The organism is Kribbella sp. NBC_00662 (assembly GCF_041430295.1).
GTDB lineage: Bacteria > Actinomycetota > Actinomycetes > Propionibacteriales > Kribbellaceae > Kribbella.
The window spans coordinates 4,113,118-4,127,489 of record NZ_CP109029.1; the positions used below are offsets into that span (position 1 = coordinate 4,113,118).

15 protein-coding genes are annotated in these 14,372 nt (G+C 67.8%); 8 read left to right on the top strand and 7 right to left on the bottom strand.

Annotation, left to right across the window (positions count from 1 at the left end):
* Positions 1–173: 173 nt before the first annotated feature.
* From OHA10_RS20760 to OHA10_RS20780, 5 genes are all read left to right on the top strand, one after another.
* Positions 174–908, top strand: a complete 735-nt coding sequence (locus OHA10_RS20760) for a hypothetical protein (protein ID WP_371407885.1) — start codon at positions 174–176, stop codon at positions 906–908.
* A gap of 17 nt (positions 909–925) precedes the next feature.
* On the top strand, positions 926–2,032 hold the full coding sequence (locus OHA10_RS20765; RefSeq protein ID WP_371407886.1) for an NAD(P)/FAD-dependent oxidoreductase: 1,107 nt from the start codon (positions 926–928) through the stop codon (positions 2,030–2,032).
* Positions 2,033–2,134: 102 nt separating this feature from the next.
* The gene (locus OHA10_RS20770; RefSeq protein WP_371407887.1) at positions 2,135–3,133 is read left to right on the top strand and encodes a zinc-dependent alcohol dehydrogenase family protein; all 999 of its coding nucleotides are present in this window, start codon (positions 2,135–2,137) and stop codon (positions 3,131–3,133) included.
* A 227-nt stretch (positions 3,134–3,360) separates the two neighbouring features.
* Positions 3,361–3,627 carry a hypothetical protein gene (locus OHA10_RS20775; protein WP_371400405.1) on the top strand — a complete coding sequence of 89 codons (267 nt, stop codon included), beginning with the start codon at positions 3,361–3,363 and terminating at the stop codon, positions 3,625–3,627.
* Between the two features lie 56 nt (positions 3,628–3,683).
* Complete coding sequence (locus tag OHA10_RS20780) at positions 3,684–4,514, top strand: MerR family transcriptional regulator (protein WP_371400406.1); 831 nt, start codon at positions 3,684–3,686, stop codon at positions 4,512–4,514.
* On the opposite strand, the gene OHA10_RS20785 is transcribed toward OHA10_RS20780, so the two are convergent.
* The 4 genes from OHA10_RS20785 to OHA10_RS20800 are packed head-to-tail and all read right to left on the bottom strand — an operon-like array spanning position 4,498 to position 9,042.
* Entirely contained in the window at positions 4,498–6,036 is a 1,539-nt protein-coding gene (locus OHA10_RS20785) for an alpha-N-arabinofuranosidase (protein ID WP_371400407.1), read from the bottom strand. The genes OHA10_RS20780 and OHA10_RS20785 overlap by 17 nt on opposite strands.
* Positions 6,033–6,851 (bottom strand): carbohydrate ABC transporter permease, encoded by an 819-nt coding sequence (locus tag OHA10_RS20790; protein ID WP_371400408.1) that lies wholly within the window; start codon positions 6,849–6,851, stop codon positions 6,033–6,035. Before OHA10_RS20790 ends, OHA10_RS20785 begins: the two co-directional genes overlap by 4 nt.
* Positions 6,848–7,801 carry a carbohydrate ABC transporter permease gene (locus OHA10_RS20795; RefSeq protein WP_371400409.1) on the bottom strand — a complete coding sequence of 318 codons (954 nt, stop codon included), beginning with the start codon at positions 7,799–7,801 and terminating at the stop codon, positions 6,848–6,850. Before OHA10_RS20795 ends, OHA10_RS20790 begins: the two co-directional genes overlap by 4 nt.
* Complete coding sequence (locus OHA10_RS20800) at positions 7,798–9,042, bottom strand: ABC transporter substrate-binding protein (protein ID WP_371400410.1); 1,245 nt, start codon at positions 9,040–9,042, stop codon at positions 7,798–7,800. Before OHA10_RS20800 ends, OHA10_RS20795 begins: the two co-directional genes overlap by 4 nt.
* A gap of 29 nt (positions 9,043–9,071) precedes the next feature.
* Between OHA10_RS20800 and OHA10_RS20805 the strand changes: the two genes are divergently transcribed.
* Positions 9,072–10,097 (top strand): LacI family DNA-binding transcriptional regulator, encoded by a 1,026-nt coding sequence (locus OHA10_RS20805; protein WP_371400411.1) that lies wholly within the window; start codon positions 9,072–9,074, stop codon positions 10,095–10,097.
* A 125-nt stretch (positions 10,098–10,222) separates the two neighbouring features.
* Here the strand turns inward: OHA10_RS20805 and OHA10_RS20810 are convergent, their stop codons facing one another.
* The 3 genes from OHA10_RS20810 to OHA10_RS20820 all read right to left on the bottom strand — a co-directional run bounded on the left by OHA10_RS20810 (position 10,223) and on the right by OHA10_RS20820 (position 12,354).
* A complete protein-coding gene (locus OHA10_RS20810) occupies positions 10,223–11,200 on the bottom strand; it encodes an aldo/keto reductase (RefSeq protein ID WP_371400412.1) in 978 nt (325 codons plus the stop codon).
* A gap of 78 nt (positions 11,201–11,278) precedes the next feature.
* Positions 11,279–11,788, bottom strand: a complete 510-nt coding sequence (locus OHA10_RS20815) for an SRPBCC family protein (RefSeq protein ID WP_371400413.1) — start codon at positions 11,786–11,788, stop codon at positions 11,279–11,281.
* Positions 11,785–12,354, bottom strand: a complete 570-nt coding sequence (locus OHA10_RS20820) for a TetR/AcrR family transcriptional regulator (protein ID WP_371400414.1) — start codon at positions 12,352–12,354, stop codon at positions 11,785–11,787. The genes OHA10_RS20815 and OHA10_RS20820 overlap by 4 nt, the downstream gene beginning before the upstream one ends.
* 127 nt (positions 12,355–12,481) lie before the next feature.
* Between OHA10_RS20820 and OHA10_RS20825 the strand changes: the two genes are divergently transcribed.
* Together OHA10_RS20825 and OHA10_RS20830 are read left to right on the top strand one after the other, a co-directional pair.
* The gene (locus OHA10_RS20825) at positions 12,482–13,729 is read left to right on the top strand and encodes an MFS transporter (RefSeq protein ID WP_371400415.1); all 1,248 of its coding nucleotides are present in this window, start codon (positions 12,482–12,484) and stop codon (positions 13,727–13,729) included.
* Positions 13,686–14,360 (top strand): class I SAM-dependent methyltransferase, encoded by a 675-nt coding sequence (locus OHA10_RS20830; RefSeq protein ID WP_371400416.1) that lies wholly within the window; start codon positions 13,686–13,688, stop codon positions 14,358–14,360. Before OHA10_RS20825 ends, OHA10_RS20830 begins: the two co-directional genes overlap by 44 nt.
* The last annotated feature ends 12 nt before the right edge of the window (positions 14,361–14,372 follow it).

Below are 14,372 nucleotides of genomic sequence, written 5' to 3' on the forward strand. Positions count from 1 at the left end.
ACCGTGCCTTGATGGTAGAGGCGCCAGGTGCCGCCGGTCCGTCACCAGAGAAAACTGGGACGGACCGGCGCACTGCCTGCAGACTCGCGGGCCTCTGAATCTCACCGACGATGCCGGATGGCGGCACAATGGGGGGAGGACGAGGGGATACGCAGTTGTTGTTGGCCTTGCGCATGTTCAAGACCGTGCCCGCGGACGCGGTCTCGGTACTGCGCGCGTACCCGCCGATGGTGGTGTGCTTCGCGGCCGCGTTGACCGGCACCGCGGTGGTGTTCGACGTCTTCTATCTGGTCGCGAGCCCCGGGCTGACTCTAGCGCTTGTATATACAGTGCCGGTCCTTGCCGGGCTGATCGCGGGACTCGTGGCCGCGGCCGACGATGTCGGGCTCGAGCGCCGCGTGCTGCTGTGTACGGTCGGCTTCGCGATCGCCCTGGGTTTCACCAATTCGATCGTGGTGGCGATGATCGCCGCGATGGCGCGTACCGACCCGTCGAACTGGTCGTCCGGCGGCCAGTCGGTCCTGTTCGCCGCCTGTACGGTGCTCGCGGTCGCCGTCTCGATCGTTGCCTGCCGCAAACTGATCGATGCGCTCGGCATCGAACTGCGGACCCAGCTCCCGCATCGCCGCCGCCCCGTCCCGGCTCCGACCGTTTCACTCGTCGCACCGCGGCCACGGGTGAGCAAGGAAGCGGCCGCGCGCGCCCGGCCGGTCCCGCCGCCGCCTCCGCCGGTGGTCGCGCAGGACGAGGAAGAGACCATCCCGGTCTTCGTCCCGCCACCCCTCAAGGTGGTCGACCCGGACGAGGCCCGCCCCGTCACGCCAACCGGAAGCGTTACCCCGCACAGCTCACGCATGCGCCGTGCTCCTCGCCGCAGCAACAAGCCGGGGCGCCGCCCCGGGACGTAAGCTGCGAGACTGATCCTGTGTGGGATCTGGTGATTGTGGGGGCCGGCCCGGCGGGAGCCGCGGCCGCGCTCGGGGCGTTGGGGGCGGATCCGAGCCTGTCGGTGCTGCTGGTCGACCGGCACGACTTTCCGCGGGACAAGGCGTGCGGTGACGGGATCGCGCCACACGTGCTGGATCTGCTCGCCGGCGTCGGCGTCAAGGGGATCCTCGACGACTGGACACCGGTACGGCGGTTCGTGCTGAATCGCGGCAGCGCCGGCGTCGATCGCGAGATGGCGCGTCCGACCTGGGTCGTACCGCGGATGGTGTTCGACCAGCGACTCGTCGAGGCTGCGCAAGCGGCCGGGGCCCACCTCGTACGGCGACGGGTCCGAGGCCTCGCAGTCCAGGGGCAGTCCGTCACGATCGACGGCGACCTGCACGGCCGTTTCGTCGTCGGGGCGGACGGTGCCCACTCCGTCGTACGGCAGGAGCTCGGCACGAAGCCCGGTCCGGTCGCGCTCGCGATCCGTGGCTACGCGCCGACGCCGCCCTCGCGGGCGGCGAGCCAGGTGATCGCGTACGGTCCCGGCCGGCAACCGTCGTACGCCTGGTCGTTCGATCGCGGCGACGGCTGGTCGAACGTCGGGTACGGCGAACTCCTCGCCGGCACCCGCCCCACGCGAGCCGACCTGCTCGCGAACCTCGAGACCCTGCTGCCCGGCGCGACCGACGGCGGCAAGTCGTGGTGGGGACATCATCTGCCACTCGCCGGATGGAGATGGCGACCGCGGAGCGGCCCGGTGCTGCTCGCGGGTGACGCGGCCGGCCTGATCAATCCGATGACCGGTGAAGGCATCTATTACGCGGTCGCAACCGGCCTGCTCGCCGGTCGCTCGATCGCGGACGCGCTCAGGGCAGGCAACTCGGACGCCGGTACGCCGTACCGTCGGCGGACGTCACGACTCTTGTCGAGGCATCTGCGCCACACCGCACTCGTCGCCCAGCTCAGCCGCTCCGACCGGATCCTCGACGCGGGCATCCGCGCGGCGAACACCGACCAGGGCATCTTCGACGACCTCGTCGAACTGGGCCTCGCCGACGGCCACCTCACTCGCCGCCTGCTCCGGAAGCTGCTGCCTTGATCGCATAGTCGACCGCCGGTCGGCGGATGGCCCGGCGCGAGTCCGGCTCGAAGGTCGCCGAACGCCGCGAGCAGGCGCTCCGCCGCGTCGCATGATGGCCAGATGACGATGCAGGCGTGGGCAGTCGAACATCCCGGTCCGATCGACACCGGTCCGCTCCGCAAGGTACGGCGTCCCGTGCCGGAACCCGGGCCGGGTGAGGTCCTGGTGAAGGTCGAGGCGTGCGGGATCTGCCGCACCGACCTGCACCTCAGCGAGGGCGATCTCCAGCCGAAACGCCCCGGCGTCGTACCAGGCCACCAGGCTGTCGGCACCGTGGTCGACCAAGGCGCAGGCGACCGGTTCACAACTGGCGATCGCGTCGGCATCGCCTGGCTGCGGGGGACGTGTGGCGTCTGCGAGTTCTGCCGCGCCGGCAACGAGAACCTCTGCCCACTCTCGACGTACACCGGCTGGGACGCCGACGGGGGATTCGCGGAGTACGCCGTCGTGCCGCAGGACTACGCGTACGCGCTGCCGAAGGACCGTCCCGCGGAGGAGTTGGCGCCGTTCCTGTGTGCCGGGATCATCGGCTACCGCTCCCTGCTCCGGGCGAACCTGCCACCCGGCGGCCGGCTCGGTATCTACGGCTTCGGCTCCAGCGCGCACCTCACCGCACAGCTCGCGACCGCCCAGGGCGCGGAGTTGTTCGTGGTCACCCGTGGCGAGAGGAACCGCGAGCTTGCCCGCGAGCTGGGGGCTGCCTACGTAGGCGACCAGCCGCCGGTGCCGCTGGACTCGGCCATCGTCTTCGCGCCGGCAGGCGACGTTGTCCCGCATGCTCTCGAAGCGCTCAAGCCGGGCGGCACTGTCGCGGTCGCAGGCATCTATCTCTCCGATGTGCCGGTGCTGAACTACGAGCGGCACCTCTTCCACGAGCGAGACCTCCGCAGCGTCACCTCGAACACCCGTCGCGACGGCGAAGAACTGTTCCGCCTCGTCGCCCGTCTGCCGGTCAGGGCGCACACGACGGTCGTCCCGTTCGGCAAGGTCGACCAGGCGCTCGCAGACGTCGCCCACGGCCGCGCGAGCGGCTCCCTGGTCGCTGTCCTCGATGGTTGAACCAGTCCGCCGCGTGGGACCTTTCAACTGGACAGGTGAGCGTTAGAACTGAGTGAAGATTCCACCGGGCGGCCGTGCCGAACTTCAAGGCTGACTGCTAGCTGCGTTAGATTTGATCAAATCTTGCGATGAGGTCGACGGCTGCCAGGGAGCGTGAGCGTGGGTATGTGGGATCTGACCAGGTACCAGCGGTCGGTCCTTGCTGCTGCGCCGCGAAAGGGTGGCCGGTGCTGAGCAAGGTCCTCGGCGCGGTGGGAGTGCTCCTCCTGGTCGTCGGGGCGGTCTTCGCTGTCCGGCCGGTGCACGCCGGCGGTGACAGCTGTGGCTCGGTCTTCCAGCCCGACAAGGGCATCACGCCGATGCAGTGCGACGCCCGGCTGAGCAGCCGCGGCAACCTGGTCACCGGCTTCGGCGCCGGCGGTGCCGCGCTGATCGTGACGGCGGTCGCGGTCGCTGCCATCCGCGACCGGCGTACCCGCGTCGCATCGTCCTGACCGGGACGTACGCTCGGGCTTGACCTTGACACCGTGTCAAGCCGGAAGGTCGTGGCATGTTCACCATCGGAGACTTCGCCGCGTTCGGTCAGGTGTCGGCGCGGATGCTGCGGCACTACGACGCGCTCGGGCTGCTGCGCCCGGCCGTCGTCGACGAGGTGACCGGGTACCGGTTCTACTCGGCCGACCAGTTCAGCCGGCTGAACCGGATCGTCGCGCTCAAGGACCTCGGCTTCACCCTGCAGCAGGTCGGCGAGATCGTCGACGCGAAGCTGTCGGCCGAGGAACTGCGCGGCATGCTGCGGTTGCGCCAGGCCCAGCTCGAGGACGAGCTCGCCCGCAGTACCGCCCGGTTGACCAGCGTCGAGGCGAGGCTCCGACTCATCGAGAGGGAAGGTCACATGCCTACCGACGACGTCGTCCTGAAACGTATCGCCCCGACGCGGGTCGCCGAGCTGTCCGCGATCTCACCGAGCTACGACGGCGAGGACATCGGTCCCGTGCTGCAACCGCTGTTCGGTCAGCTCTTCGAACGCCTGGGGATGGCCGGTATCGATCCGTGCGGTTCACCGGTCGCGTACTACGAGGCCGCCGACGGCGAGACGGTCCGCGTCCACGCCGCCGTACCCGTCAGTGCCGGTCATAAGACCGGCACGGCTGCTGATGTCGACGTCCTCGAGCTGCCCGAGATCACGCAGGCGGCCACCATCGTCCACAAGGGCGACATGATGGAGGCCGACCGCAGCATGCAGACGCTGGCGCGGTGGATCGAGGACAACGGCTACCGCAGCCACGGGTACGCGCGCGAGGTCACGCTCGAGTTCGACCCGGACAACCCGGCGAACTGGGTGCACGAGTTCCAGATCGCGATCACGAAGCCGAGCTGACCAAGGCCGAACTGATCGTCGCGAACGAATGCGGCGGCAGCGTCACCCGTAGACCGCGGCGCTCCGGTTCCACTCTGAGCGGAGCCGGAGCCACCGCCTCCGGATCGCCGACCGTGTTGAACGACTGCGGATTCGATGCCGTCAGCAACCGTCCGACCGGTTCCCGCAGCTGGGCACCGCGCAGATCCAGTACGACGTCCAGCGGCGCGGTCGGATCGAGATTGCTGACCGACACCAGCGCCCGCCCGTCCTTCACCGACGCGGACGCCGACAGCAGCTCCATCGAGTCGTACGTCGGCCGCTCGACCACATGCACCGGTACGGCGGTCGCGTCGTGATGCCCCTTGTTCATCTCGAACACGTGGTACGTCGGCGTACGCACCAGCCCGCCCTCGTCGTCGGTGAGCAGCATCGCCTGCAGCACGTTGACGGTCTGCGCGATGTTCGCCATCACCAACCGCTCCGCGTGCTTGTGGAACACGTCGAAGTGCAGGCTCGCCACGAGCGCGTCCCGCATCGCGTTCTGCTGGAAGAGGAAGCCCGGGTTCGTCCCCGGCTCGACGTCCCACCACGTGCCCCACTCGTCCAGCACCAGACCGATCTTGCGCTCCGGGTCGTACGCGTCCATCAGCGCGGAATGCCCGCGGATCACGCGGTCGATGTCCTGTGCCTTGCGGATCGTCGCGTAGTACTCGTCGAGACCGAAGTCGGTCGCGCTGCCCTTGTGCTCCCACGTCCCGGCAATCGTGTAGTAGTGGATCGAGATCGCCTGGAAGAGGTTCTTCGGACCGCGCTCGCAACCCAGGCAGCTGACGGCCTTGAGCAACGCCTCGGTCCACTCCAGGTCGTCGTCGGAGGCGCCGGCCGCGATCCGGTACAGCTTGTTGTCGCCGTGATCCTTGAGGAACGTCGCGTACTGCCGGGCCAGATCGGCGTACGCACCGGCGCGCATGTTCCCACCGCACCCCCAGGCCTCGTTGCCGATGCCCCAGAACGGCACCTTCCACGGCTCCTCGCGGCCGTTCGCCTTACGCTCCCGCACCATCGGGCTGTCGCCGTCGCGGGTCAGGTACTCGACCCACTCGCTCATCTCGCGCACGGTCCCGCTGCCGACGTTCCCGTTCACGTACGGCGCTGCGCCGAGCAGCTCGCACAACGCCATGAACTCGTGAGTGCCGAAGTGGTTGTTCTCCTCGACATTGCCCCAGTGCGTGTTCACCATCGACGGCCTGTCCGCCCTCGGCCCGATCCCGTCCTTCCAGTGGTACTCGTCCGCGAAGCACCCGCCCGGCCAGCGCAGGTTCGGGATGTCCAGCGCTCGCAGGGCCTCGACGACGTCGAGCCGGATACCGCCCTCGTTCGGGATCGAGGAGTCCTCGCCGACGTAGAACCCGCCGTAGATACACCTCCCGAGGTGCTCGGCGAAGTGCCCGTACAGGTGCCGGCTGATCGTCGCTCCCGGTACGTCGAGATTGATGACGACCCGTGCGGTTGATGCCTCTGACAACAGCTTCTCCTTCATGATTTGACGCTTCCGGCCAGCAGACCGCTGACGATGTGGCGTTGGGTGAGGACGAAGAACACAACCATCGGGATCAGCACCAGCACGCTCATCGTCATGAAGGCCGGCCAGTCGGTGGAGAACTCGCCGACGGAGCGATAGACCTGCAGTACCAGCGTGGACTTCTCCGGCGAGCTGAGGAAGACGTTCGGGGTGATGAAGTCGTTCCAGATCCCCATCGTCTGGAAGATCCCGACCGTCACCAGGATCGGCCGGATCAGCGGCAGCACGATCCGCCAGTAGATCTGGAACGGCCCGGCGCCGTCGATCCGCGCCGCCTCGATGATCTCGAACGGCAGCCGGCTGATGTACGCCTGGATCAGGAAATAGCAGAAGATCGCGCCGCCGGAGTAGATGATCACCAGGCCGCGCAGCGTGTCGACGAGCTCGGCGCCGACGAGCAGCCGGTACAACGGGATCAGCGTCGACTGGCCCGGCACGATGAAGCCGAGCAGCAGCAGCGCGCCGAAGATCCGGTTGAACCGGCTGGCCCGCATCGCCATCGCATACGCCGCCGTCGACCCGACGAACAGTTGCACGAGCAGTGCCGCGATCGTCACGATCAGCGTGTTCAGGAAGCTCCGGCCGAGCGGCACCGTCTCGAAGATCCGCTGGTAGTTGTCCAGGAACAGCTTCGTTGGCAGCGCCAACGGCGACCGCGCCATCTCCTCCTGCGTCTTCAACGTGTTGACGACGATGTAGTACAGCGGTACGCCGACCAGGCACGCGAGTGCGATCATCACGACACTCGTGATCGGGGAACGTCGTTGCTTCACAGCACCCTCCGTTCGATCCGGCGCGATGCCCACAACTGCGCGACCGCCACCAGCGCGACCGCGAACGTGAACAGCACGGCCAACGCGGACGCCAGGCCGTAGCGTCCTTGCGCGACACCGCTGGTGATGATCGACTGCGTGATCGTGTACGTCGAGTATCCCGGGCCGCCCTTGGTCAGCGTGAACGGCAGGTCGAACACCTTGAGACCGCCGGTCATCAACAAGAAGTTGCTGATGACAATCGCCGGTGTCAGCAGCGGCAACGTCAGGTGGAAGAACTGTTGCCGCGCCGACGCGCCGTCGATCGTTGCCACCTCGTAGTAATCTGCCGGGATCGACTGCAGATAGGCGAGATACAACATCGCGTGCCACCCGGCGCCGCCCCAGACCGCAACCACGATCACCGACAGGCGCGCCAGCGTGTCGTCCGACAACCACGGGTACGGTCCGGCGTGGAACAGGCTCTGCAGCACCGAGTTCAGTACGCCGGAACCGAGCGGCGACAGGATGTAGCCCCAGACCAGACCCAGGATCGCGATACTCGGGATGGCCGGGAAGAAGAACACCGACCGGACGAAGTTCCGGCCGAAGAACTTCTTGTTCAGTACGACGGCCAGCGGGATCGCGCAGGCGGTGATGAGCACCGCCGTACCGATCGTGTAGGCCAGCGTGAACCCGAGACCCGCCAGCATCGACGGATCCGTGAGCACCTTGTGGTAGTTGGACAGCCCGACGAACTTCACGTCCGCGGAGTAGCCGGTGAAGTCGGTGAAACTCCAGTAGAACGTCTGGGTCAGCGGGATCACCAGCAGCACGACGAACACCAGCGCGACCGGCACGAGGAACAGCTGGTTCGCGGACGCCTCACGGGCCCGGGCCCAGGTCGACCGATCGGCTCGGACCGGAGCCGGTGCGGCGGCCTCGGTCCGAGCGAGCAGGCGAGTGCTCACGACGTACTCGCGAGCTTGGTGTCGAGGGCGTTCGCGACCTGCTCGGGGGTCGCCTTGCCCTGGACCAGCAGCTGCAGTTGTGCGGTCGCCTCGACGTTCAGGATGTCCTCCGCCCGTTTCCAGGCGATCTGCGGCAGGTAGATGTTCCCGGCCCGGACGTCCTTGACGATCGGCTGCAACGCCGGGTCGAGCGTGGGCTGGAAATCGGTCGTCACCGTGATCGCGCCGGTGGCCTTCTGGTACAGGGCCATCGCCTCCGGCGTGTCCAGGAAGGCGAGGAACTTCTCCGCGGCCGCCGGGTTCTTCGCCTTCGAGTTGATCGCGTAACCGGGGCTGGCCGCGCCCGCCAGATAGGCCGGACGGCCGGCGATCCCGGGGATCGGCGCCATCTCGATCTTCAGCTTCGGCGCGGCCTTGCGAACGCCGGGGATGTCCCACGGTCCGGCGATCATCATCGCGACCTTGCCGTTGGCGAACTCGGTCCGGACCTGGTCACCGGTCAGGCCGACGACTGCCGGCGTCACCAGTCCCTCGGTCCACAGCCGCGACCACTGCGTCAGCGGCTCGACCCAGTAGTCCTTGAACTTCGCCGACCCGTCGAAGATCTTGCTGTCCATCGAGTTGCCGTCCGCCGCGCTCTCCGCGCCGAGGAAGGCCGCCAGCGGCGTCGACATCGCTTGTACCGATTCCAGGTACGGCGTGACGCCGGCGTTCTTCAGCTTGTGGCACAGGGCAAGGAACTCGTCCCAGGTCTTGGGGATCGCGGTCGCGCCGGCCTTGGCCAGCAGGTCCTTGTTGTAAAGGATTCCCGCGCCCCACGATGCGACCGACAACCCGTAGACCGCGCCGTCCTGACCGCCGTACGTGGTCTGGTTGAACTTCGGCACGTTCTTCAGGAACGGCTTGTCCTTCAGATCCACGACATGCTTGCCGTTGATCAGGTTGGTCTTGTTCTCGGCCGCGATCGCGAACACGTCGGCCGCCGTACCCGACAGGATCCGGGACTGCAGCGTGGAGATGTACTCCGCGACCGGCGGGGCGTTGGAGAACTCGATCTTGATGTCCGGGTTCTCCTGCTCGAACTTGTCGATCACCGGTTTCATCGTGTCTTCCCCGTCCCAGGAGAAGAACGTCAGTTTCCCGCTGCTGCTACCGCTGCTCCCGGAGGATCCGCCACAGGCGGCCAACGGGAGGACGAACGCGACGGCCGCGAGAGCGGCTACTGTACGACGCAGTCTCATCGCAGACTCCTTTACGTAAGGTGGGTGTCATGAAGAAGGGCGCGACCGTGGTGACGATGGCCGATGTCGCGCGGTCCGCGGGGGTGTCCACGATGACCGTTTCGAACGTGATCAACGGGCGGCCGCGGGTCGGCGCCGCGACCCGCGAGCGGGTCCTGGCCGCGATCAGCGACCTCGGATACCAGGTCAATCTGGCCGCTCGGCACCTGCGCGCGGGCCGGACCGGAGTCGTCGGTCTTGCCGTACCGGAGCTCGAGCGCCCGTACTTCGCCCAGCTGGCCGGCCGTCTCGCGGACCGGTTCGAGGCACACGGGCTGCGCATCGTGATGGAGCGCACCGGTGCGAGCCGTGAGGGAGAGGCGGATGCGGTCGCATTCTCCCGCCTGCGGATGTACGACGGGCTGGTGCTGAGCGTGGTCGACAGCGACCCGGCCGAGCTCACCCAGCTCCGCAACGATTCGCCGGTGGTGATGATCGGCGAGCGGGCGCTGCCGTCGAAGTACGACCACGTGATGATGGACAACATCGACGGCGCCCGGCAGGCGACCGCCCACCTGCTCGCCACCGGCGCCCGCCGGATCGCGATGCTCGGTGGCAACCCCGACTGGACCGCGAACATGCCTGCCCTGCGTGCCGAGGGATACGGACTCGCGCACACCGACGCCGGCGTACCGATCGATCCGGAGTTGACGGTCCGCTGCCACTTCACGATGCAGCACGGGTACGACGCGATCCGTTCGCTGATCGATCGCGGGGTCGCCTTCGACGCGGTGTTCGCACTGACCGATGTGGTTGCCATGGGCGCGCTGCGGGCGCTGGCCGATGCGAAGCTGCGGGTCCCGGAGGACGTTCAGGTGATCGGCTTCGACGACATCGACGAGGCGCCGTACCTGGTCCCCGCGCTGTCCAGCATCAACCCCGGGCACGAGGAGATGGCGGACTCGATCGTCGCGCTGCTGATGGCGCAGATCAACGGCGGCCCGGGCAGCGAACCACAGGAACTGATCGCGCCGGCGCGGCTGATCCAGCGCGGCACCACCAAACCTGTCGCCTGACACCACGGTCCACCTCGTCACGCAGCGGGGAGTTGTTGCGCAGAGGTATATCGATAAACCAGGCTCGTGACAAGACCTCGGCCCGGAACCGTCGATGAGCGGTTGCCGGGCCGAGGGTGGGATGACTAGTCCGCGATCAGCGCTGCGATCTCGGTCAGCTGCTCGTCCTTCAGGGGTCCGTAGGCCATCGCGCCGGCGTTCTCCTCGGCCTGCGCGACCGTCCGGAAGCCCGGGATCGGCACCGTCTTCTCGCTCCGCGCCCACAACCACGCGAGCGCGCCCTGCGCCAGCGTCCGCCCGTCGCTCTGCAGGAGCTCACGGATCGCTGACACCTTCTCCCACCATTCGGGTGCGGGTACGCCGCCTTCCGCAAAGTACCGCAGCCAGGACGGCGGCAGCGTGCGGATGTCCGCTCCGGTCGCCGGGCTGCTCGCGTCGCGCCGCCCCAGGATGCCCATCCCGAGCGGGGTCCGGTTGATGCTCGCCAGGTCTTCGCGCTCGCACAGTGCGAAGAAGTCCGGCGCGTCGTGCAGCACGCTGGCCTCGTGCTGTACGGCGGCGCAGTGCTTGCCCTGGGCAAAGAGCTCCGCGCTGTGCAGCGTGTCGGTGCTCCACGCGTAGCTGCGGATCAGCCCGTCCCGGACAAGCTCCTCGCACGCCTCCCGCAGCGGCAACGCGATCTCGTCGGTGGTGTCGAAATGCAGCTGGTAGAGATCCAGGTAGTCCGTGCCGAGCCGGTCGAGCGAGGCCCGCACGGCCTTGTGCACGTACTCAGGTGTCGTGTCCTGGTGGTGCATGACCTTGGTCGACTCGTCGAACGTGTTGCCCCACTTGGTGGCGATCACCACCTGGTCGCGTATCCCGGCGAGGGCCTTCCCGAGCACGCGCTCGCTGTGGCCCGCGCCGTACACATCGGCGGTGTCGAAGAATGTGACGCCGAGCTCGACCGCCCGCCGGATCGCCCGCACCGACTCGTCGTCGTCGACCTCGCCCCAACCCAGCGGTTCACCCGCCGGGTTGCTGAACGGACCGCCGATCGCCCAGCACCCGAAACCGACCGGGCTGACCTCGATCCCTGCTCGTCCTAATCCGCGCATATCCATGATGTCGACTCAATCAGCCGGCTGTTCATCCGTCCAATGAATCTTTTGCCACCAGTTGATGCATCCAATGTATGAGATCTACTGAGCGCCGGCTCGCGCCGCGAGCGCGCGGTTCATCGCCTCGAACTGGGGCTTGATCGTGTTGTTCAGCATCGACCGCGTGAACGGGATCGCGGCGCCGGTGAACTTCTCCTCCTGGACCAGGTGCGTGCGACCACCAGGCAGCGCGGTCAGGCGGAACGAGTGCTCGCCGGTGAAGAGCGCACCCGGCGGCACCTTGCCGACCCAGCGGAGCTCCTGGTCGGGGACGACGGCCAACAGCGTCGGGGTGAACTTCGTTTCGCCGCCCTTGGTGTCGCGAAGGACGTTGGTGATCTTGTCCCCGACCTTGAGGTCGCCGGTCGACGAGATGATGAACGGGTTCCACTCCGGGTAGGCCTGGCGGTCCGTGAGCACCTTCCAGACCTGCTCGGGTGATGCGTCGATGTCGAGCTCGGTGTGCAGGGTGAACGGCCGGACGACTGTGTAGACGGTGTAGCCGGCCAGCAGGACGAGAACGCTGCCGAGGGCAACGAGGAACTTCTTCACGACTTCTTCTCCGGTCCGAGAGTGCTGAGCACCAGCGCCCTCACGTAGGCGGGATCGATCGGCTCGCCCGTGATGAGCAGCCGGTAGTAGAGCGGTCCGACGAGCTGGTCGACGACGACGCCGGGATCGGCGTGCGCGAGCAGCAGCCCCTCGGACTGGGCTTGGGCGATGACTGCGGTGACAGCCGCGTGGCGCTCCGCCCAGAGGGCGCGGACGCTGTCGCCGACGCGCGGTTCGCGGGCGGCTGCGGCGGTGAGGTCGGCGACCAGGGTGGTCGGGATGACCTCGAGGGTGGCGGCGATACCGGTGACGAGCTGGGTCAGGTCGCGCCGCGCGTCCCCGCTCGGCTCGAACGGCACAGCGCTGCGCAGTCCGGCGATCATCGCGACCACCAGCTCCGCCTTGCTCGGCCAGCGCCGGTAGATCGTGGTCTTCGCGACCCCGGCCCGCTCGGCGACGCGGTCGACCGACATGCCGTCGTACCCGCGGGCGCGCATCTCGGTCATGGCGGCCTCCAGCACCCGCCCCTCGACGCCGGCGTCGCGCGGTCGCCCTCGTCCTACCATCGCCACCCTCTTTTCGCTACTGCGGTGTCGAAAAGAACGTTAGCTCGGGCCGACCATTTACGCAACCGCCGTATCGTAAAAGAATCACTGCCAGAGATTGTCAGGGTTTGCTGACACCGTTGGGCAGGTGACTTCAGGAACCCGCCTGCTGCTGCCCGCAGCGTTCATCACGTCCCTCGGCAACAACATCCAGCTCCTCGGCGCCGCGCTGCTGCTCGTCCGCGCGGAGGGCTCGATGCTCGACGTCGGCTGGCTGTTCATCGCCGTCGCCGTACCGCAGGCAGTCCTCTCGCCGTACTTCGGCCGCCTGGCCGACCGCTTCGACCGCCGACGCCTGTGGGTGACGTGCGACGTCGTCAGCGCCGTCGTCGCTCTCGCCCTCCCCGTCGGACTGGCGTTGGGCGTTGCGCAACAACCACTCGTCTACGCCACCAACTTCGCGTTGGCGATCATCGCCGCCCAGTTCACGCCGGCCAGCGCCGCCCTCATCCGCGAACGCGTCCCCACCGAAAACCTCCGCCCCTTCAACGCCCACTACGAGATCGCACTCCAGTCCGGCATGCTCCTGTCCGCATCACTGGGCGGCCTGGCCCTCCAGTACTTCGGCCCCCGACCCCTCTTCACCTTCAACGCCCTGACCTTCGCGTTGTCTGCGGTCCTGGTGCTCGCCGTCGGAGGAAAGCGCCGGGGTGTCGTGTTGTCACAGGCAACCAAGCGCACAGCACCACCCGTCCGTCCCGAGCAGCCGCCAGCGACCGTCGCGGAGCGGATTCCGCTTGGGCCGTTGGCGGTGTTGTTCGGGCAAGGGCTCGTGGTGGTGACCGTCTTCAACGCCTTGTTGCCGGTGTTGTTGATCGGTGAGTGGGGGCGGGGGCCGGCTGTGTTGGGGGTGGTGGACGCTGTCGGTGGGGCTGGGTTTTTGCTTGCTGCGGCTGTTTATCGGCGGTCCGCGGGGTGGCTGGGGGATCGGAAGCTCGCGACGGGTGGGTTCTTGGTTTGTAGCGGCTTGCTGGTGTTCCAGCCGTTGTTCGGCGTGCCCGCACTCATCGCGCTCGTGCTGCTCGGTGCGTTCCTGTTCGGTCAGGCCCGCATCGCGACCCGCTCGTTGCTGATGACCTCGGTCGACGAGTCGCGCGTCGGCCACGCCTTCGGCGTCGCGAACGGCTACGGCCTGGCGGCGACGATCGTCGTCATGCTGATCGCATCGGTCGTCACCGGCCAGTCCGACACCCGCTACGGCTTCGCAGTACTCGCCCTGATCAGCATCCTCTCCGCCGCGGCCGCCGCACTCTGGATGTCAACCTTTTCCCGGCGCCTCGCATCCAAGGAGCATGGAGCGCGACCAGTCGTTCGATCACCTGGCGGAGCGATATGACCGACTCGGCGAACTGACCGAGGACGCGGTCGCCGACTGGCTCCCGACCGTCCTGCCCGAGCGCCGCCGCCGAGCCATCGACCTCGGCTGCGGCGCCGGCCGGCACGCGATCGTGCTCGCGGAGTACTTCGACCAGGTCGACGCGATCGACCTCTCCGGCCCGATGATCCGGCTGGCCCGCCGCAAGCGCCCGCGGTCGAACATCACCTACCTCGAGTCGAACATCCTCGACACCACCGGCCAGTACGACTTCGTCACCAGCTCCGCCACCCTTCACCACGTCACCGACCTCCCCGCAGTACTCCGCCACATCCGTTCCCTGGTGGCCGTCGGCGGCCGAGCGGCTCTCACCGACACCGTCTCCCCACGCCCCGCGAACCCGCGCTGGTGGCTGTACGGCGGCGAGCTGCGCAAGCTCGCCCGCAACCTCGTCCGCCGCAACCCGGACGCCTGGGAGATCTTCCGCCTCGGCACCGGCGACTGGCTCGACCACCGCGTCAGCGACCGGTACCTGAGCCGCGCCGGCTTCGAGCAGACCTACGGCGCGGTGTTCCCCGGCGGCACGTTCACCCGGGTCGGCCATCAGCATGCCGTGGTCTGGCCGAGACCAGAAGTAACAGCACTTATATAAGTACTGTTATGA